The organism is Synechococcus sp. BL107 (assembly GCF_000153805.1).
In the GTDB taxonomy this organism is placed as follows: Bacteria; Cyanobacteriota; Cyanobacteriia; order PCC-6307; family Cyanobiaceae; genus Parasynechococcus.
Genome location: NZ_DS022298.1, coordinates 2,171,183 through 2,190,923, shown reverse-complemented (window position 1 = coordinate 2,190,923; position 19,741 = coordinate 2,171,183). Strand labels below are relative to the sequence as shown.

General features: G+C 53.7%; 17 protein-coding genes. 4 read left to right on the top strand and 13 right to left on the bottom strand.

The genetic code is table 11. The features are described 5' to 3' along the window. Positions 1 to 51: 51 nt before the first annotated feature. The 8 genes from BL107_RS12050 to BL107_RS11425 are packed head-to-tail and all read right to left on the bottom strand — an operon-like array spanning position 52 to position 9,264. A complete protein-coding gene (locus BL107_RS12050; RefSeq protein ID WP_009790530.1) occupies positions 52 to 903 on the bottom strand; it encodes a sulfotransferase in 852 nt (283 codons plus the stop codon). Continuing rightward, the gene (locus BL107_RS12415) at positions 887 to 1,663 is read right to left on the bottom strand and encodes a sulfotransferase family protein (RefSeq protein ID WP_009790529.1); all 777 of its coding nucleotides are present in this window, start codon (positions 1,661 to 1,663) and stop codon (positions 887 to 889) included. The genes BL107_RS12050 and BL107_RS12415 overlap by 17 nt, the downstream gene beginning before the upstream one ends. 3 nt (positions 1,664 to 1,666) lie before the next feature. Next, the gene (locus tag BL107_RS12780) at positions 1,667 to 2,584 is read right to left on the bottom strand and encodes a hypothetical protein (RefSeq protein ID WP_156779463.1); all 918 of its coding nucleotides are present in this window, start codon (positions 2,582 to 2,584) and stop codon (positions 1,667 to 1,669) included. After that, positions 2,581 to 4,869 (bottom strand): N-acetylneuraminate synthase family protein, encoded by a 2,289-nt coding sequence (locus BL107_RS11445; protein ID WP_009790526.1) that lies wholly within the window; start codon positions 4,867 to 4,869, stop codon positions 2,581 to 2,583. Before BL107_RS11445 ends, BL107_RS12780 begins: the two co-directional genes overlap by 4 nt. Positions 4,870 to 4,910: 41 nt before the next feature. Beyond that, positions 4,911 to 6,212: a DUF6716 putative glycosyltransferase gene (locus BL107_RS11440; RefSeq protein ID WP_009790525.1), complete on the bottom strand. Its 1,302-nt coding sequence runs from the start codon at positions 6,210 to 6,212 to the stop codon at positions 4,911 to 4,913. Further along, a complete protein-coding gene (locus BL107_RS11435; protein ID WP_009790524.1) occupies positions 6,209 to 7,240 on the bottom strand; it encodes a DUF6716 putative glycosyltransferase in 1,032 nt (343 codons plus the stop codon). The genes BL107_RS11440 and BL107_RS11435 overlap by 4 nt, the downstream gene beginning before the upstream one ends. Then, positions 7,241 to 8,545, bottom strand: coding sequence for a DUF6716 putative glycosyltransferase (locus BL107_RS11430; RefSeq protein WP_037988551.1), 1,305 nt, complete (start codon positions 8,543 to 8,545; stop codon positions 7,241 to 7,243). A 26-nt stretch (positions 8,546 to 8,571) separates the two neighbouring features. Further along, positions 8,572 to 9,264 (bottom strand): cytidylyltransferase domain-containing protein, encoded by a 693-nt coding sequence (locus tag BL107_RS11425; RefSeq protein WP_009790522.1) that lies wholly within the window; start codon positions 9,262 to 9,264, stop codon positions 8,572 to 8,574. A gap of 32 nt (positions 9,265 to 9,296) precedes the next feature. Here BL107_RS11425 and BL107_RS11420 point away from each other — a divergent pair, with 32 nt between their 5' ends. From BL107_RS11420 to BL107_RS12410, 3 genes are read left to right on the top strand one after another with little or no spacing between them, the layout of a single operon-like run. Next, positions 9,297 to 11,294, top strand: a complete 1,998-nt coding sequence (locus BL107_RS11420) for a capsular polysaccharide biosynthesis protein (RefSeq protein WP_009790521.1) — start codon at positions 9,297 to 9,299, stop codon at positions 11,292 to 11,294. Beyond that, positions 11,224 to 13,350, top strand: a complete 2,127-nt coding sequence (locus BL107_RS11415; protein ID WP_232193004.1) for a capsular biosynthesis protein — start codon at positions 11,224 to 11,226, stop codon at positions 13,348 to 13,350. Before BL107_RS11420 ends, BL107_RS11415 begins: the two co-directional genes overlap by 71 nt. A gap of 18 nt (positions 13,351 to 13,368) precedes the next feature. After that, positions 13,369 to 14,169 (top strand): 1-acyl-sn-glycerol-3-phosphate acyltransferase, encoded by an 801-nt coding sequence (locus BL107_RS12410; protein ID WP_198002345.1) that lies wholly within the window; start codon positions 13,369 to 13,371, stop codon positions 14,167 to 14,169. On the opposite strand, the gene BL107_RS11405 is transcribed toward BL107_RS12410, so the two are convergent. From BL107_RS11405 to BL107_RS11395, 3 genes are read right to left on the bottom strand one after another with little or no spacing between them, the layout of a single operon-like run. After that, positions 14,120 to 15,391 (bottom strand): beta-ketoacyl-[acyl-carrier-protein] synthase family protein, encoded by a 1,272-nt coding sequence (locus tag BL107_RS11405; protein WP_009790518.1) that lies wholly within the window; start codon positions 15,389 to 15,391, stop codon positions 14,120 to 14,122. The genes BL107_RS12410 and BL107_RS11405 overlap by 50 nt on opposite strands. Next, positions 15,375 to 15,665, bottom strand: coding sequence for an acyl carrier protein (locus BL107_RS11400; RefSeq protein ID WP_232193002.1), 291 nt, complete (start codon positions 15,663 to 15,665; stop codon positions 15,375 to 15,377). Before BL107_RS11400 ends, BL107_RS11405 begins: the two co-directional genes overlap by 17 nt. A 38-nt stretch (positions 15,666 to 15,703) precedes the next feature. Further along, entirely contained in the window at positions 15,704 to 16,645 is a 942-nt protein-coding gene (locus BL107_RS11395; protein WP_009790516.1) for a GNAT family N-acetyltransferase, read from the bottom strand. 74 nt (positions 16,646 to 16,719) lie between these two features. Here BL107_RS11395 and BL107_RS11390 point away from each other — a divergent pair, with 74 nt between their 5' ends. Then, positions 16,720 to 17,886 carry an SLBB domain-containing protein gene (locus BL107_RS11390; protein WP_037988546.1) on the top strand — a complete coding sequence of 389 codons (1,167 nt, stop codon included), beginning with the start codon at positions 16,720 to 16,722 and terminating at the stop codon, positions 17,884 to 17,886. Between the two features lie 17 nt (positions 17,887 to 17,903). On the opposite strand, the gene purB is transcribed toward BL107_RS11390, so the two are convergent. Both purB and BL107_RS11380 read right to left on the bottom strand, forming a co-directional pair. Then, positions 17,904 to 19,199, bottom strand: coding sequence for an adenylosuccinate lyase (gene purB, locus BL107_RS11385; RefSeq protein WP_009790514.1), 1,296 nt, complete (start codon positions 19,197 to 19,199; stop codon positions 17,904 to 17,906). Positions 19,200 to 19,380: 181 nt separating this feature from the next. After that, a complete protein-coding gene (locus BL107_RS11380) occupies positions 19,381 to 19,719 on the bottom strand; it encodes a P-II family nitrogen regulator (RefSeq protein WP_009790513.1) in 339 nt (112 codons plus the stop codon). Positions 19,720 to 19,741: the final 22 nt, after the last annotated feature.

Sequence of the window (19,741 nt, the reverse complement as noted above, 5' to 3'; positions counted from 1 at the left end):
TGTTGGTGTTTCTGAAGTATTCAATTAAGTTGATCGGATTTCCAGGTTGTATTAATCCCATTGCCAGGTGTTGTTCGGCCAGTGAAGTGTTTTTAGAAACGCTTCGCTATCGGGCTGAATGATTTCGAGGGTCCGTTTCTTCAGTTCGGCTGTCCATTGCGGAGGTTCAATATCGCGTCGTCCCTTTGAGCCTGCTGGATTCGCCAGAGGGAGTGATCCCTTGAAAAGAAGTGCCGAGCCGTTGGCGGGTTGGCCTAGAAATTTCAAAATTGCATTTAGGCTTTTGATGGGATGGGCGGTGAGTTCCTCTGTCGAGAGGCAGTGAATCGATTTGGCGGGAAACCACTGGCGATAACGCATGAGTTGCTTGTGGTAAAGAGATCCCTCCACCACTCGTTGTTTTAGTGCTTTTGAGTTCAGGAGTTGATGAAAGGGTGGGCAATCATTGATTCTCCCTCGCCAATGTCGCCAATGCGATTCAATGCGTCGCAAGGGGTGACGAACGATATAAATCAGCGGAATGATTCCGAGATGGTGGCGGATGAGTTGTGGTGTGTGTTGATAAGAGCGGTAAGAGGAGGTGTACATCGTGCTTGCTTCCCCACGCAGGCGGCAATGTTCTCCGCTGGAGAATTGCTGTCCATACCATTCCCAGCCACGTCTGTAATTTCGGCCAAAAAACTTCGGCTCCATTGATGCACTGATCTGGATCTCCGGGTGCTGGCTGAGTACGGTTGCCAGTGTGGTGGTGGCAGACTTGGCTGATCCAATGATGATGAAGTTAGGCCACTGATGTTGATAGGCTTTCGCGATGTGGTCATGCTGCCCAGCAAGACTCTTTTGAATGGCTTGATAACAACGTAAATCGCTAAGCCAGCTTGTTTGCCTAGCGGTTGAAGACATGATCTTGAAGCCAGCTTGATAGTTTTAGGGAACGAGATTGCAACGGTGTGATTTGTGGAAGTGGCGCATTATTGATCAAGTTGTCAATACTTGTATCGTTATAAAATAAGTTAACATCGTCGCCATATAGCTGCAGTGCTTTACTGACGAGTGAGTCATTGTGGAAGTATTCTTTTAAGCTGTTTTTCTCGCTTCGGCGTACATTTTTCTGCGGCAATGATTCCATTACATGAATGCCTTCTCGTAACAGAATATTTCGTAGAATGTCCCAATGTTCATCAATTTGTTCGACTCGTCCAACGAATTTTGGAATAACTTGTCGTCCTAGGCATAGCAAATGACTTTGCGGTAACACGTGAACGTCATAACGCTGTATTGGTGTATCAATCAAGACGTCGAGAAAGGATTCAAACGACATATTGTGATGAATTCCCATGTGCTGCATAGGAAGTGGTGGCTGTTCTATTTCGATAACTTTATTGTTGTAAGCAGCGATAAGGCGATCAAATGGATTTCGCACAAAACTGAAGCTAAAGTGGCTGCGTCGATATTTTCGAGCTTTGCGTAATGTGATTAGTTCGGTCTCATTATTTGTTTCATGCTGCCAAAACTTGTCTGATGTGGTTTTTGTCCCTTTCGGTGGTCGTTCACTTAAAAGTCGACATAAAGCTGCTTTGATCGATGAGTTGGCAGCTTTTGGAACACGGCCATAAAGCAGCTTGCATGTTTTTATCCGGATGAAATGGTGTGGTTGTGCCATCAATTAAATCCCTTTTGTGAAATTCTTTTGTAAGAATTTGCGAAACAATTTCCATTCTTGTTTTGTAAAGATTGGTCGCGCTTCTTTGGCGATTTCAATGCCTCGATCGCTGATACCAGGATTGAAGGTTTTATTCGAATTGTTTGACTCTATATCGTTGATTAGAATGGGTTGAATTTGCTCAGCCAGCTCAGGCATGATTATTTTAATAAAGTTGTTTAAATAGACGCATGGATCTGATCTGTCAATATTTTTATCATAGCTGAAGGGAATGATATTGATCATACGATTTTTTTTCAGGGCACTGAGCTCGTCGATTAATTTGTTTTTTTCTGCATGCGCAAAGTCAGTGTTTTGAACGAAATCGTCATGGCTCAAGCTGGCAATTTCATGGCCTTCCTTGATCAGCTGAACATGGCAAGAGCGAATAAAGTCGTCGCTTTCCCTGTTGGCAAAACAGATGCTCCATTGAATTGATTTTGTTGATAGGGCTACTTCAAAGGCTTCCATCAAGCGTCTGACTCTTCTTCTACTGTATCGATAGAGGCCTGGTTGATTTTCTTTATTGGCAGGATTTCTTCGGTCTTTAGTGGTGAGTCCTGCTCTAAGTGTTCCAAAAATTGATTCGAATGAAACCAGAATGGTATGAATATTTCCAAGCGCTTCCTCTCCTGCTAGCTCAGTAGAAACACTCAGTATTTGATTGCGTAAAAGTGTCTTTGGCTTATTGTCGCTCCGTCCCCATTGGAGGTATTTCCAAAGGCCAGGACATCTCTTTTTGATGGTTTGTGGTCCGAAGTATAGGATTCCTTGATCTAATAATTTATCCCGACTGGCCTGAAGGTTGCGTTGAAGATATGTACTACCAGTTTTGTGCACACCGCAATGCAAAATGATTCGCTTGGGTTGGAGCTGACTCACGCGACAGAAGCATTATTTTGGGTTGTTGAGCAGAAGTTTTCTAATCGCTCGAGTGCCATCCATGCTCCTTCTCCACGGTTTTTATGACCTTGCCAAATTTCAGGTATAAAGGAAGCATTAGGGCAGTAGATATTCATAAGATTGAATAGTTCTTTCCAATCAATTTCTCCCTCTTTGATTTGAAGGCCTTCGCCATCCACTCCTTGGGCATCTGCCAAATGTAGATGTGCAGTGAAAGGGAGAATTTTTTTCAAGAATTCACTGAACGATGCATCCAAATGGTTGCAAGCTAGTTTTGAATGGGATACGTCAAGACATACCCGCATTCCGGTGTCGTTATGAAAGGCTTGAATAAAATCGGCGTCGACAAAAAGATTGTGATAACGCTGCCCTCCGAAATGCCATGGGAATGGTGGCATCGTTTGGGGGATGATTTCCACCTCATTAGATGTCGATATTTTATCGAGGCTCTGAATCAGTCGATCACGTAGGGGTTGTTTTTCCTGATCATCGAGATGATGGTGCTCAGAGAAGCCACCAACATTAGTGACGAGAAGAACTGGCTCTTCGCAGTTAAAGCGTTTACGTAGGTCTTTTGAGATGTCAACCACTCTCTGAAGTTCTCGGATCGAATGTTGGCGATATTCATCGTCAGCAGTCGATAGGTCGAGTGTGTGGTCACCTGCAAATAATTCAGGGGCGTGAATAACAAGCCCGATGGGTTGTCGCTCCGGAATCACGACATCAAGATCGACTTCGAGGTCTTTGTAGCTCAGATGAATTTCAACAAGATCGAGGTTGCTTGTTTTGGAAAATGTACTGATGTCGTGATAACGAACCGGCAGCCCGAAGGGTTGGCCAAAGCTGTAAGCACGTGGTGTGGCTGCTTGGGTTTCAAGGTCTGAGGGGAAGAAGATGTCTCCCTTCTTTTTGCTGATCGGAAGCTTTTGGCCAACTAACTCATGAAGACGATTGGGTTGCAGTCCTTGGCCCGGGCTCTGGATCTTCACCATCGCGTCGGTGATCGTTGTTCCAGCATTGATGTCGCACGACGCCACAAGACTTTTGGCGAGGACTTCCCGATTCATCATTTCGCCTTGACTGATACTCCGCTCTCCCCCTTGTCCCATTGATTCTTCAACACGACGGATGCCGAGCATCATTTGGTTGAATTCGTCTGGGAGAAGGCTCACCTTGTGATCGTTGCCTTCCATCCCTCGATCAAGGGTGATGTGCTTTTCAATCACCACGGCTCCAAGGGCTGCTGCGGCGATAGGGATTTCGATGCCCCGCTCATGCCCCGAATAGCCAACAGGTGCATCGGCTAGCTCACGAAGGCGTTCTAAATAGCGGAGATTGACGTCTTTAAAAGGTGTTGGATATGTGGAGTTGCAATGCAGTAAAACATAATTTGCACCAGCTTTCTGAAGATGGCGAATTCCAGAACGAATTTCTAGCTCCGAAGCCATTCCGGTGGAGCAAATTAATGGCTTACCAGTCGCTGCAAGTTGTGTCAGTAAGGCGTGATTTGTAAAGTCAGCAGATGCAACTTTGAAGCCTTCCATTCCCCACTGATTCAGTTTCTGCAGACTTGTTTCATCCCATGGGGTACACAGGGGGACCAGCCCTTTACTGGCTGAGTAATCAAAACAACGGAACAATTCGTCATCGCTGAGCTGAAAGCGCTCGAGCAGATCAAGGGTGTATTGCGTCCCCAGGTCCGACGCCATATCGCTGCTCTTGCCTGAATTGCTGTAGAGCCGTCCCATATCGCGCATCTGGAATTTCGCGCAATCCGCTCCGGCGGCATGCGCAGCGTCAATCAGTTGCAAGGCGATATCGATATTGCCGTTGTGATTGTTGCCAATTTCGGCAATGACAAAAGATGGATGTTCTTCCCCAATGGAGTGTTGTCCAAGCTGCAATGCGCCAGTTCCAAGCCTCGCCACAGCAACGATGCGTCCGTGGCTGTCCAGTAATGGCAGCGCAATGATTCTGGAATTCAGCAGTGCGGCCAGCTCAGCTGTTGAGCTGCTCTCCAAAGCAGACCGGCAGCTTGGGTTCATGGCTGCAGTCACAGGACGGTTGAGATCGATCTCTCCGCACGATGCGATCCAACGTCGAAAGTCCCCGTCGGTGAGAACACCCTGAAGGATTCCGCTTTCGGAAACCACAAAAATCAGCCTGGACTGGTTGGCTGTGATTTTGCTCAGCGCCGAGAGAATGCTGTCTTCTGCAAAGACAACGAACTGGGTGAAATTGCGTTCAATCAGGATGCCTTTCACCGTGCTCGCTTCGTCTCCTCGAGGTCAATCCAGGGCTGACATTACCCCAGATCTCGGTACGTCAGGATCAGCCCACCCCATCGCAGTAAGGGGTTTCGACACGACACGGCCGCCAGTCGACGGGCTACTCCCCGGTGTTGTGGGCGCATTTGTGCGGCCTGAGAGAGGAGATCAGCGGCTCCCCGCCAATCCGCTGTGCAAATCGCTGCTTCTGCGCCAACCCTGAGTTGATTGAAGCTGGACTGGGTATTGGTTGGATAGCCACAGTGCGTGATGCCCTTGGTGGCTGGGGGTTCTAGGTGCTCTAGGGCATCGAATAAATCCTCAGCGCCATAGCGTTCGCCGTACCCCATCCAATCCAGCCATTCAGGATTTGGTTTTTGGAGCTCTTGATCCAGTTGATCAAGGCCTGGAACATCGCGCAGAGAACGCCAAACACCACTACCGGCAAACACGTGGCTGCCATGGCTGGCGCGGAGTCCGAGATCGTTCATGCAGACAGGACGACATCCGAAATCCAGAGCATCAAAAAATGCCGTCGAGGAAATCGTTGCCATGAGCCGTGCTTTGCATAGCAAGTCCGGTAAGGGGCGGTAGTCGAGCTTCAAGTTGGCCGGCGGAACTCCCAGGGTTTGGCGCAGGGTGATGCTGATGTGGGTGTCCACGTCGTGAAAGGTCGCATCACCAGGAGCAATTCTGGGTTTGATTAATACCTCCCAATTGGGTGAACGGGTCGCCAAGTCGGCCAAGATTTTCACCATCTCTGCTCGATCTCTTGCGGAGGCGGGCATCACGACTTGCTCTGCAAAGACCAGGCGTTTGGGTCGTTGTGCGGCCGGAGTGAGCGTCTCGATCGTGCCATTGCGCTGGAGACCGGTCAGCACCGTTTGCTGGCGAGCGAAGGGGGTATGGGCGACCAGCTGGTTGAGGGCATCGCGGTCGCGCGGACCACTAAGGCAAATCAGGTCGTAGCCCAATCTCCAACTGATGCCTTCCACAAAGTGCTCGAGCACGACGCCATTAAATCCACAAAACAGCTTGGGTCGTGCTGGGTGTCGTTCGAGGGCAATACGGATGTCGTTCAGCTTGCTCCCCGTGAGGAACACACCAACGGCATCGAACTGCAGAAGCTTTGGATTGTTGAGTAGGTGCGCCAGGTTTTGGCGCCAGAGCGTTCCGAGGTTGGCAATCCGTTGAAGAATGTGTTGGGGCGTGCCATCCCTGGGAATCACGTTGATGGTGAACTCCACCTGCCGTGCTGTTTGGCATCGACAGAGCGCTTCACAGGCCAGGAGTTGGCTGTCGCTATCGGCGATGAGCAACAGCGTTAGCGAACGGTTCATGGGGCTGTGTTCCCCGAGCTGAGGCTGTCGAGGGAGATCAGAAGGCGAAGCGGACCGTCCTGAATGCACCCCCCCATGGCCTCAAGCCAGCCTTGGTTCGCCAAGGGAAGCTGCTGAAGTTTGTGCAGGCCCCCTAGGTCGCGGAGACGATGCATCGCGCCACAGCCGAAGAAATTGGTGGTGTGCTGCTCAGCTTGAATGCCGTAATCCCCCACCACAACTGGTATTCGGCCCCACATCATCGCTGCCAGGCTCCAGGGGGAACTCACCGATAGGCAAGCCGTGCACCGACTCAGAAGTCCGAGCATTTGTTCCGGTGCTGCCTCCACCACATTTGGTGGGTTCTTGGCGTGGCCTTTGTCTAACGACGGGGCCGACCTCCAGGGATGATCTGGTTGCAACACGACCGTCCAATCGGTTTGTTCACGAGCCCAACGTTTCAACAGTCGAATCAATTGCTCTTTGGCGCCTAGGTGCGTTGGTATCTCGTGTTGAAGAAGCGCCACAAGCAATGGTTTTTGGCTGGGCGGCGTCGGGGGAATCGCCGGAAACCAGAAGCCCGTCGCGATGAGTTGTGGCTTTGTTAGCTCAGCAGGCCAGAGGCTTGTCATGGCCCTTAGCTGCCTCAACTGATCGTCGCCGCTGACGAGCATCAGATCACAACTGAGGCGCTGCAGAAAAGCATTGATCAGTTCGTCCCCTGCAAGAGGCATCAGGGGGCCGCTGAAGATTGGGGCAGTCCAGAGGCCACGGCTTCGGCGAAGGGCTCTGTATCCCGCCGTAAACGCTTCAATGTCTGCGGGGTTGCGTAGAAATAATCCAATGGCAGTGGCGTGCTCCAACACCGTGCTGCCAAGCAGTTCCTTCGGATCAAGCGTCAGATCACACGATCGATGAGGCAATGGCTGGTCGTCTGCCATGGAAGGGCCCACAACGAGGCAACTCCGACCCGCCTGGCGCCAGGCGTCCGCAAAGCGATGGCAGCTGTACTGCTCCAGTGCACCGTCGCCAACCAGAACGATGCTCACTTACTTGCGCAGAAGTTTTGACAACCAACCAAAACCCACAACACTGTCCCGGACCGTTCGAATGATTCGACGGGTGTGATGGCGTTTTCGTTGACTGGAACGCGCTCCTCCACTGCTCAACATCCTGCGGCCGCCATTGCCTAATGCCGTGCGTTGCCAAGCTTCGCTTCCCCAGCTGATGGGGCCTAGATCGTTGGTCAGCAGCGGAGTCGGTGCGGTTTGGAGACGGTTGACGAGCGCTTCAACGAAGCGGCTGTCTCCATTCGGGTTCCAGCCCTGGTCCTGCAGCCAGGTGTTGTCGTGCAACACCTCAAAGGGGTTGTCACGAATGGCTGAAAAATTGGCGATCGCACCGGAATCGGCAAAAAAGTGGTTCCCCAAGGTTTCGGTTACTCCCAGATCACCGACGATCCGTGTACTGATGCCCATGGCCATGGACTCCAGTGCAGCCGTTGATGACACCGTGATCGCGCAGCCACACTTGCGTAACAGTTGCGTGGCTGGCTTGAAGCTCAGTTTCAGGTTGCTGTGTTGATGCGACATGGTGTCGATCACGCTGGCCATCTCCCCGTGGCGGCGGTGGAGGGTGCTCTCGATGCTGGAGGTGCGCGGCTTGAAGATCACTGAATGGTTGGGCCAGGCTGCTGATAAATCCCCCAGTTGTTCACACACAAACCGGCGCTGAAGGGGATGAACAGGGATAGAGGGCTGCTCAAAAAAGACGATCGATGGTTTCTCAGGGAATTCCGTTCGGGGATGGGTGCGCCAAAGGATGGGTAGTCCCGTGACAACTGCATTGCTGCTATCGAGTCCCAGCGCGGCGCAGCCTTTCTGATAAAGCGCGAGATCTTGCTGACTATTGAGGCACAACAAATCAGCACCGGAGCGATCCAGCATGCCCTCCAGGGCGAAGCGGAAGAGAATGCCTGGATAGGCACTGATCAGGCGTGGCCTGCTTGTGCTGTGGCCCCAGGCTCCATGGAGTTGTAATAGGGCATCGCGACTGCGACGACCGTCGAGTCCAAGGATGAGGGCATCGACGGTGCCAGCCATCGGACTGCCGAGGTTATGCAGATCGCTCCAATTGTGTTTTTCGATGCGTGTTCGCGGGTCGATTCGGCGGATTTCCAACCGTTGCCGTCGGGAGAGAGCTCGATTGTTGAGCTCCAGCAGATGCAGCGTGGTTTCGGCTCCCTCCCTGCGGCAGGCCGCGAGGAGCGTCATCGCCAACTTTCCGAATGAGTCGAAACATGCCACCGCCGCGACTTTGCGACCTTCGAGGCGCTTAGGAGCGACAGGCGCCATCGACATGAACTACGGATCCCCTGAAATTAGCTGGATAAGACTGAGGCAAGACTGCGGCAAAGTGCCAAATCTTGAAGGGTGTCGATTTCTGGACCGGGATCGGTCAGCACGACGGGTTGCCATGGGGGGCAGAACCGTTGGCCTCCTGCACGAAAGTTGGTGGTGCGCATTGCATAAATCGCCCCTGTTTCCAGAAAACTCGGCTCGAGGTCTTGGCGGCGTTGGCGCGGGGCGTTTGGGTCATGGTTGATGCCTTCTCCATCGGCTCTCCAGAGGAAGCCATGCCAAGGAGCAACTGCAAAGCTGCTGTTGATCTTCGGTTGGTCGAGGGCTGCGAGAACCTTGTCGATTTCTGCACCAGTGGTGAATGGTGATGTGCACTGCAGAAACACCACATTGGCTTCGAGTCCATTGGGCGATTGACTTGGACATGCCAGGGCATCGAGGGCATGCAGCAGGGCCGATTCAGAACTGGCGCTATCCCCCGCAATGCTCTGCGGGCGTTGGACGACGACGGCCCCAGCATCCCGTGAAAGCTCTGCGATTGCATGGTCATCGGTACTAACCACCACGCGAGTCACCCGATGGCTGGCCTGCGCAGCATGAATGGAGCGCACCACCAGGGGGAGGCCTCCCACGTCTTGCAGATTTTTGCCCGGGACTCCCTTGGATCCTCCGCGGGCGGGGATCAAGGCCAGCGCTGCAGCATGGGCCGCCATCGGAGAGGATTCGGTATGCCCTGTCTTACCCGATGACCAGGCTTGCTGCTGCGCGACTCGGTGTGCCGGCGCAGGGAATGCTTGTGCATCAAACCCTGCCCAGGTTGTTGGCGCCGGCTCAATTGCTGCCGGGTCGTTGTCGTGATGTCGATGCGTTGTTGGCCTGGGGGCGTCGTCCGAGTGCGCGCCGGGTTGAACGGCTGGCTCAGTACTGGGGGCTTCCGGTTTGGCACATCGAGGATGGGTTTCTGCGCTCTCTCGGCAAAGGAAATGCTGATCCACCGCTGGCCCTTCTTGTTGATGATCTGGGGGTTCACTTCGATGCGACAGCTCCCAGTCGCCTCGAGCACTTGATTGCGACGCAGCTGTCGCCAGAGCAACGCCTTCGGGCGCAGCAGGTTCAGGCGCTTTGGTGTGAGCAGCGGCTCAGCAAAGTGAATCCTGCCCAGGAATCTCCGGTGCCAGAGGAACCTTTTGTTCTGGTGGTGGATCAATCAGCTGGTGATTGTTCGATCCCCCTTGGTTGGGCTAACCCAGACAGTTTTCGAACGATGCTGCGGGAGGCCTTGGCGGATTATCCGGCCTGCACCATCGTGCTCAAGGTGCATCCCGATGTCATTCACGGCCGGGCGCGGGGGCATTTCAGTGCCGATGATCTGGACCATCCCCGCATTCGAGTGAGTGCGGATGGTTTGCATCCGGCTGGACTGCTGCAACGGGCGGAGGCGGTCTATGCCGTCACGTCTCAGATGGGATTTGAGGCCCTGCTTTGGGGGAGACCGGTCCATTGTTTTGGGATGCCGTTTTATGCCGGTTGGGGGCTCACCCACGACCGCTTATTGCCGCCTGCTCGCCGTCAACAAGGGGTGTCTTTAGAGGCGTTAGTGCATGGAGCCCTCATTGCGTATCCCCATTGCATTGATCCCCATCAGCACGAGCCCTGCTCGATTGAAACCTTGATGCGGGCCATTGGCTTGCAGCGCCGGACGCATGTCTTGGCTCCCAGAAGAGTGCAGGCGTTTGGGTTCACTCCCTGGAAACAACGCAACCTTCGACGCTTCATGGCCGGGAGCGACGTGATCTTTCCGATGCCATGGAAGCTCCCTGATCCGGGCATCGATGCGGTGGCGGTGTGGGGCCGTCGTGGCAAACCACGGCTGCTGCGCGCCGCGGACCGTCGCCAGTTACCGACCTTGCAAGTGGAGGATGGTTTCCTTCGGTCAGTGGGACTGGGGGCCGACTTGATCGATCCGATCTCTTGGGTGGTGGATGGCCGCGGCATGTATTACGACGCCACGGGGGCCAGTGATTTGGAAGGTTTGTTGTCCCATGGCCATTGGTCGGCCTCTCAGCTAGAGCGTGCAGCACAACTGCGGCAGCGGTTGGTGGGTGCAGCGATCACCAAATACAACCTTCAATCGGCCCCCTGGCAGCGCCCCTCCGAGGTTCAACGGGTCGTTCTGGTGGTGGGTCAAGTGGAGAGTGATGCCTCGATTCGGTTTGGTGCGCCTGGGGTTTGCACCAACCTCGGTTTGTTACGGGCCGTGCGAGCTGCTGAACCCGATGCCTATCTCATCTACAAACCCCATCCCGATGTAACAGCAGGCCTCTGTCGCGCCGGAGAGGGGGAAGAGATCGCCCAGAGCAGTTGCGATGAGGTGCTGACCTCAGGGTCGATTGACCAGCTTTTTACCCAGATTGATGCGTTGCATGTGCTCACATCTTTGGCGGGGTTTGAGGGGCTCCTCCGAGGCGTGGAGGTGCATTGCTGGGGTTTGCCTTTTTATGCGGGCTGGGGGTTAACCCGTGATCGTGAGAGCTGTTCGAGACGCGGTCGTTCCGTGGAGCTCGATGCGCTCGTCCATGCAGCATTAATCGAGTATCCCCGATACGTCAGTCGTGGGAGTGGTTGGTTCATCACCCCTGAGCAGGCCATTGATGAGTTGATTGCCTGGAAAGATGCTCCCCCCCAACGCCGCACCGTGGTGCAGGCACTGTTTCGCCATTGGGGTCGGCTCCGCCGTCGTTAGGGCATGCCAGGATTTCGTTCTGATACACCCGATGGTGAGCGGTTTGGGTAGGGGACGGGCGCCGGCTCTGGTGCAAGTGCGCATTGATGGTCCAGTGCTCCTCTTAATGGGTCCGATTGGCCTGTTTTTTGGCCGGTTTTGCCACTACCTCAGGGGCTGTGGGATCCCCGTGACCAAAGTCGCCTTCCCGTTGCGGGAATTTGGGTTCCCGTCTGAGGTAACGGTGCCATTTCGCGGTGATATGGAGGCGTGGCGTCCGTATGTCCGACGTCTGCTCCAGGACCGCGGTATCCGGCACATTTTTATGTACGGGGATTTCATCATTCCCCATCGAATCGCGATTGAAGAAGCTCAGTCGCTCGGTATCGAAGCGTGGGTGTTTGAACTTGGCTATTTACGACCCAACTACGTCACGTTGGAGCGTGATCGAGTGAATGCTCGATCCAATCTGAACAAGCCGGTTGCTTTTTATCAGGATCTCGCTCCTGTCGATCAACTGCCCCAAGACATCGTCCTGGATCCGGGGTCGCGATGGCGCAAGGCTTGGAAAGCGCCCACGTTTATTCAGCATGCTTTTACCCATTACCCAATCATCGAAGGGGAGCACAAACTGCAGCCCTCTCCGCGTTTTTTGTGGTGCCAGGTGCGCGGTAGCTGGCGCTATTGGCTGTATCGCTGGACCGAGAGAGTTGTGAAGCGGCGACTGCTGGAACATGAGTCTTTTTTCCTTTCTGTCCTGCAGGTTTCCAGCGATTCTCAAATTCAGATGGGATCCCCCTATCGGGGCATGCACGATTTCATTGAAGATGTAATTCGATCTTTTTCCGAGCATGCCCATGCTTCGGATCAATTGGCCTTTAAACATCACCCGCGCGATCGCGGCTACAACAATTACGGCGTATTAATTGCCCTCTTGGCCCGCCGCTATGACGTTGTCGGCAGGGTGCACTACTTCCACGATGGCCCATTAAGTCGGTATCTACGGACGTGTCGAGGTGTAATCACTGTGAACAGCACGGTGGGCCTTCAAGCCCTGTTTCATGCAGTTCCAACCAAGACCATGGGTAACACCTTCTACAACTTGGAAGGCCTCACAGATCAAAAACCCCTCAACGACTTCTGGCGTGATCCTCAGCCCAGCAATCGGCCGCTTTTTTACCGCTTTTACAACCATCTCGTGATGAGCACGCAGGTTAATGGCAATTTCGATGGGGACTTCCCCTTCCGCACTACCTTTCCGATCGGCCCGGAAGCTCGCCAGCTGGAGTCGACTCCCACCTTGCCGGCATTGAAGCCGCCTTTGATTCGGAACCCTGTGGTCTTGGGGGCTCGGGTGGTGTCTCGCATGGCATGGGCTGGCCTGGGCTTTGTGCTGTACGGCCTACAACTTCCAGCCGCACTGCTCGGCCGACCAGAGTGGGCGGCCCAATTGATGACCCTGGCGTCCGCTGTCGCCCTGCGTGCCTTGGGTGTGCAGGTGGTGGTTGACGACAGCCAACCCTCTGAACAACCTGGCACTCCCTTGGTGCACATTTTTAATCACCGCAGCCCCTGTGATGGCTTGGTGATTCAGGCCGTGCTCAAGTTGCCTGGCCTCACGACGGCGCAGTTGCATCTCAAATGGGTGCTGCCTGGCTACGCGGCTGCGGCGCGCAATGCCGGTTCAGCGGTGCTCGATCATCGACAGCCCCAGTCCCGTCTTGCGGGGCTGATGAGTGCATCCACGTTGTTGAGGGATCACGGTGAAATCATGATTGCTCCGAACGGATCGTTGGTGACACCGATTGAAGAGCGGGTCTCGTCCAGCGCCTGGATGTTGGCTCAGCATTACGGCGGCAGCATCGTGCCCTGGGTTTTTCGCTACGAGGGGTTAGATCGCGCTGTGGGTGCTCGCTATAAACCGCTGCGCTTGCTCTTGAATCGATTGACGGCACCATTAGGCACGATTCACTGTCGCCGCGGCCGCTCATCTGATTTGCAACTTCCTGAAGATCCCCGTGATCGTGATGGCTTTAGTCGTGCTGTTCAGCAGTACTATAGGCAGCAACAAAAATAAGTTTGAAAAGAGCTGATATTGGGTCTAAAAACCATGCTTAGTTGGACAGATGGCTGCAAATATTTTTTGTTGATATTGGCGCGGATTATTTTTCGTATTGGTTTACTTTGTTCAGTTTTTTTTGTTTATAGCTTGCAGCTAATAGCTCTTGTATCGCAGAAAAAAATATTGGCCTCAAGGCTTTTGGCATTTGCTTCAAGACTTGTGCTGCATGCTTTGGGAGTTCAAGTTGTTGTTTGTGGTCAAGCGGGTGAATACTTGAATAAGTCGTCACAATCTCGTATCTATTTGTATAATCACCAAAATCCGCTTGATCTTTTTTTAATACAGGGGTATCTACAAATTCCAAGTCTTACAACGGCTGGTCTGCATTTAGGCTTGGTTTTTCCATGGTTTTCGTTGTCTGCATCAAATGCAGGGCACGTATTAATGAACCATAGGGAGCCCCTCTCTCGTCGCTCAGCAGTACATAGGGCCTCAGATGTAGTAAGAAAGTATGGCGGTATTGTGATAGCTCCAAATGGATCGCTTAAAACATCTATTTTTCAGCGTGTGTCTGCCAGTGCTTTGATCTTGGCAAGAAAGCATCAGTCGCTGATTATTCCCTGTTTTTTTTCTTATAGCAATCTCGAAATTCCTGAAAAAGATTTTTATCATCCATTGATTATTTTGGCGAAGCGACTTCCGGCTCCGCTTGCAAAGATTAAATGTCGCATTGGATTGTCGGCTGATCTTGACTGCCCAGCAGATTTTCGCGATCGGGAGGGATTTAGGCGAGCTGTTCAGGCTTATTACAGGGAGCAGCAAGAATCAGACTGATGTTATGACCGCCAAATCCGAAGGCATTTTTGAGCATGAACCGCTCGGACTGATGTTCTTTCAGCTTCACTGGTTCCGATGTAGTGACTGCTAAGTCAACACCTGGATCGAGAGGGTCGGCGTTGATGCTTTGAGGCAAGATTCCTTCACTTAAGGCTTGTAATCCCAAGATCGCTTCAACGGATCCGGCGGCTCCGAGGAGGTGACCAAGCTGCCCCTTTGGTGCATACACCGGAAGGGAGTCTGCAACGGTTCTCAAGCTGCGATGCATGGCTCTGGCTTCTGCAAGGTCCCCGAGAGAGGTGCCAGTGGCATGAGCCTGAACTGCACAGAGATCTTCAGGGTGGATGTCCGCCCGTCGCAGGGCATCGTTAATCGCTCGACTGGCCTGGATCCCTTGTGGCTCTGGCGCCACAATGTGATGCCCATCGCTGCTGCTGCCACTCGCGAGTTGCCAGCCGAGCGTTGCACCTTTAGGGGCATCCCGATCGCGCATCATGGCAAGAATCCCGGCCCCCTCTGACAACACAAAGCCGTCTCGGTCGATGCTGTAAGGACGTGAGGCCTGCTCCGGTGCGTCATTACGGGATGACAAAGCGCGCATGGCGGAGAACCCCACGAGGCCGAGTCGGTTCACCGGCGCTTCTGTTCCTCCAGCAAGCACAAGATCGGCTCGGTCATCGTTGAGCAACATTTGGGCCAGCATCATGGCTTCAGCGCCAGAAGCGCAGGCCGAGACTGGTGCATGAGCTCCGCCATGGAGTCCAAGGTCGATGGCGACTTGGCCCGCGGGAGCGTCGGGGATCAGCATTGGCACGGTGAGGGGATTGACCCTTGATGCGCCCCCTTCGGAGAGTTGGATGTGCTGTTCATGCATGGTGGAGAGCCCACCAATCCCCGTCCCGATGACGACAGCGACCCGATCGGGATCTACCCCCGGCACTCGCTCTAATGCCATGCCCCAAGCCTGTCGCGCTGCTAACAAAGCAAGCTGTGCACAGCGGTCAGCGCGTCTCCTCAGGATGGGCTCCAACGATGCAAAGGCAGATTCATCTACCCGTCCAGCAATGCGTGTTGCCAGGTCGCTGCACCAGGGGTCGTGAAGCGCTTGGATTCCCGAGCGGCCGCTTAGGGCTGCTTCCCAGGTGCTGCAGGGATTTGAGCCGATGGGGGTAATTGAACCCCAGCCAACAATGGCCGAACGTTCAGGCGTTTTCGGCATTTGGTTGTGTGAGCTCTAGCGACTCAAGATGGGTCTGAATATCACCAACGGTTCGGAATTGCAGAAGGGTTTCCTCTGGGATGCGAATTCCGAAACAGGTATCGGCCTCGATCAGAATCTCGTAGAAGCCCAGCGAATCGATACCGATATCTTCCATCAAACGAGCATCCGCCTTAATTAAGGCAGGGTCGGTTCCTGAGATGCGATGCAGGATCTCCACAAGGCGTCCCTCGAGCGCGTGCTTGTCGGGGTGTACCTCGGCCAATAGGAGCACCGGACGGTTGTCAGGCCAAGTTACCAGCGACAGCTGGCTCAGGCTTCGCCTCGGTACCAGCTGAAGTGCTGGTAGATCGGTTGATGGGGTACATCAATGAAGTAATTCAGGCGCTCCTTGGGAAGACTCTTAAGTTCTGCTGCCATCAAAATTTCAGTGATTTGATTGAAATCCTTCGCCAGCGAAAGGTTGCACACCTGTGCTCCCATCAGGTTGAAGTACTGCCGTAGCAACACCGGCAAGCGGAAATCTTCGCCGTAGTCGTTGCGCAGCGCCAGTTCTAGGGCCTGGACGTTGTCGATCGAATGGGGTTTGTCGCTGCTTTGGATGGAAGGAACAGGGTGACGCGGCCCTGGCAGCCCAAGATCTGCGCGGCGATAAGGAGGCCGCATTAGCGCACTTAAAAATGCGTTGTTGACAGTGTCGGAGAACGCGAAATGGTTGTAGGAGACAAGGCCATGCAGGGTGCTGTAGCCCGAGAGGGACGAAATTAAGAGCCCCCCACGGAAGAGCGCCATCAGGGAATGAGGCTGCCGCTGGAATCGTTGCGCGAGGGCGACCCGCCCAATCTCAACGTGATGTTGTCGCTCAGCCAGCAGCGCTTTGATGCCTGGGTAAACGTGTTCAAGATATGAGTGTTCACCTCCTGGAAGCTGTTCAAGCGGTGTTGCTTGGGGGATGAATTGAAGTCGGGCCGATCCCGCTAGGGCTCCGCTCTCAAGATCTAAAAGTAAGAGGTGGTCATAAAAGGGATCTCGACCATCCAGGTCACGAGTGTTGCCTGAACCGGAGAGCTGTTGGCGGTATGTCGATTCCCGCAATGTGCCAACTGCATCAGCGATGGGGGCAAATTGTGAGCCTGAAATCAAATGCAATTCGAGGCTGTCAAGGGTAAAAAGGCTGGTGCTCGTTGGGTTTGTACCGTTCCACCCCGAAGGAAGCAGTACGTCAGCCTGTTGATCGGATTCTTGTAACGCCATGAACTCTGCTCCTAGCGGGCATTATGCGGGAAGATTGGCCGTAGGCCTCAGCGGATCACATCATTTCCTCCTCCATGTCCCTCATTCTTCGGTCCGGATTATCTGCAGGCATGGTCGTCGCTTGGATGTTGACCCTGTCCTCGCTTGGGGTAGGAGCAGCAAGGTCGGAGGAGAGGCGCAATTGGCTCAAAGTCCCAGAGAGGTCTGTCAAGACCGTTGAACCCGCAGCAGCTCCGATCAGCCGATTCACGGCAACGTCCTATCGGTATCGGCTTGCACCTGGAGACCAATTGGTGATGTCGGTGTTCAAGATTGAAGGCTACGAAGCAAAGGTTGAGGTTTTGAGCGATGGCACGATCAATCTTCCCCGCTTGGGCACAGTCTTGGTGTGGGGATTAACGCTGGAGGAGGCGCGCCAAAAAATTACCAAGGGCTACAGGCAGATTCTCCGGCGTCCGATTGTCTATTTGGATTTGGCCCGACAACGCCCAATCAGGGTCACAGTGACTGGTGAAGTCGAGAGGCCTGGTATTTACACGTTGCAAGTCAATGCCAGTAAAGCTGATATCGATCAAGGACTTGGGAGTGGTGGTGGTTGGCCAACGCTTGTTGATGTGATAGCTCGCGCTGGAGGAATTACGGCTGTCGGAGATCTTTCCAGCTTGGAACTTATGCGTCCGAGCTACACCAATGGTGGACAGTCGAAACGCTACAAATTTGATTACCTAACCGTTTTGAAGAATGGTGGGCATGCACCAAATCCACTTATTTATGACGGGGATAGTGTTCGGGTTGTTCGAGCTGATTCACCCACGACGACCGATCTCATAGCGGGATCAATTTCTAATTTTTCTCCTGCATTGATTCAAGTAGCGGTGATTGGAGAGGTTAAAAGCCCTGGTTCAATTCAGGTCCCACCAAATTCACCATTGGCGGCAGCAGTCCTGAAAGCTGGTGGCATTGAACCGATTCGCGGCAGCATTGCGCGTGTTGCTGTGATTCGTACAGAACGTGATGGATCTACATCCGTCAAGAAAATGACGTACAGCCCTGATGCATTGCTGAGTAATCCAAACAACCCTCCCTTGAGACAAGGCGACATCGTTGTGGTCGACCGCAATGTTCGGACTCAGATTACAGACGGTATGAATGCAGCATTAGAGCCTTTAAATCCCATCGTCAATGCGATGTCGATTTTCCGCGTTCTTGGGTTGCCATCACCATTTGGCACTGAAAACTAATACTTTGCGCCTTACTCTTAAATCCCCAAGCGATTCCAAATCACGTCCAGATTCTCCTGGTGAACCTCCGTGCTGAAACACGCGTCTAGTGCATCACCGGAAAGATGGGCTGCTACATCGGCATCGCTGTCGAGGTTGGCGCGGAAGTTGCCTCCCTCCTTATTCCATGCGGTGTGGGCGTTGCGTTGGACGATGCGATAGGCCTCTTCCCGACTCATTCCAGTGCTGACGAGGGCGAGAAGAACACGCTGACTGAAGACCACCCCGCCATACACATTCATGTTGCGGCGCATGTTCGCGGGGTAGACGCCCAATCCTTGAACGACGGCGGTCATCTCCCTCAACATGAAGTGCAGGGTGACGGAACAATCCGGCAACATCATCCGTTCTGTTGAACTGTGGCTGATATCGCGCTCATGCCACAGAGTCACATTTTCGAGGGCTGCAATGGTGTAGCTGCGAATCACCCGGGCGAGTCCGCTGATCCGTTCGCTACGGATCGGATTGCGTTTGTGGGGCATGGCCGAGCTGCCCTTTTGACCTTTGGCGAAGTTTTCCTCCACCTCGAGCACGTCAGTGCGCTGGAGGTTGCGAATTTCCGTGGAAAACCGCTCGAGTGACGCTGCCACGAGGGCCAGGGTCTGCACGTAGTCCGCATGGCGATCACGGGAGATCACTTGGGTGCTGGCTGTGTCAGGTGTTAACCCGAGGATCTCGCAACTGATCGCTTCCACTTGTGGATCTGTGTTGGCGTAGGTGCCCATCGCCCCACTGATTTGTCCAACGGCCACATCGGTTTCCAAGCGTTCGAGCCGGCTGCGGTTCCGTTCGGTTTCGGCCAACCAGCCGGCCACTTTGAATCCAAACGTGATTGGCTCGCCATGGATGGCGTGGGAGCGTCCGATCATCTCCGTGCTTTTGTGCGCACGGGCCAATGTTCTTAGGGCATCGGCGAGGGCATCGAGTTCCGTGCGCAACAGCACCACGGAGCGTTTCATCTGTAGGGCTAAGCCTGTATCCAAAACATCGGAACTGGTCATCCCAACGTGGATATGACGGCCAGCATCGCCGACATGCTCATTCACATTGGTGAGAAAGGCAATCACGTCGTGACGGACCTCTGCCTCAATTTCCAGAATCCGATCGACGGAAAAGGAGGCTTTGGTTTTGATCGTTTCGAGGGCTTCCTCTGGCACGCGGCCGAGGCGGCAGTTGGCTTCCGTGGCTGCAATTTCCACGTCAAGCCAACTTTGAAATTTGGCTTGCTCACTCCAGATGGCTCCCATCTCGGGGAGGGTGTAGCGCTCGATCACCGGCTCGCTCGCCCATACGAATTTATGAATCTATGGGGCGGGGGGTGTCGACCTCCAGCTTTCCTGTGTGGAATTTGAAGCGATTGCTCGTTCGAGCTAATGGCTTCGACGCTTATTGGATCCCATGTGCTTGCGAAACGACGCGGTGGTTAAGCACCGCGTTGCTCTGTGCAATTCAGCCTCAGAGGGCTGTGCCATCGCGATCTCCCGTGCGGATGCGCACCACTGATTCCACGGGTGAGATGAAGATCTTGCCGTCACCAATCTCTCCGGTGCGGGCTGCATCAGCGATAGCGGTAACAACGTCATCAACACGGTCGGATTCAACGACCACTTCGATCTTCAGCTTTTGAAGGAACTCCACGGTGAATTCAGAGCCGCGATAGCGCTCTACTTGACCTTTTTGACGGCCAAACCCACGGACTTCGCTGACGGTCATGCCGATGATGCCGGCTTCCACTAACGCCACCTTGACGTCTTCCAATTTGAAGGGGCGAATAATTGCTTCAACTTTTTTCATGCTGTTGGATCAACTGAATCCA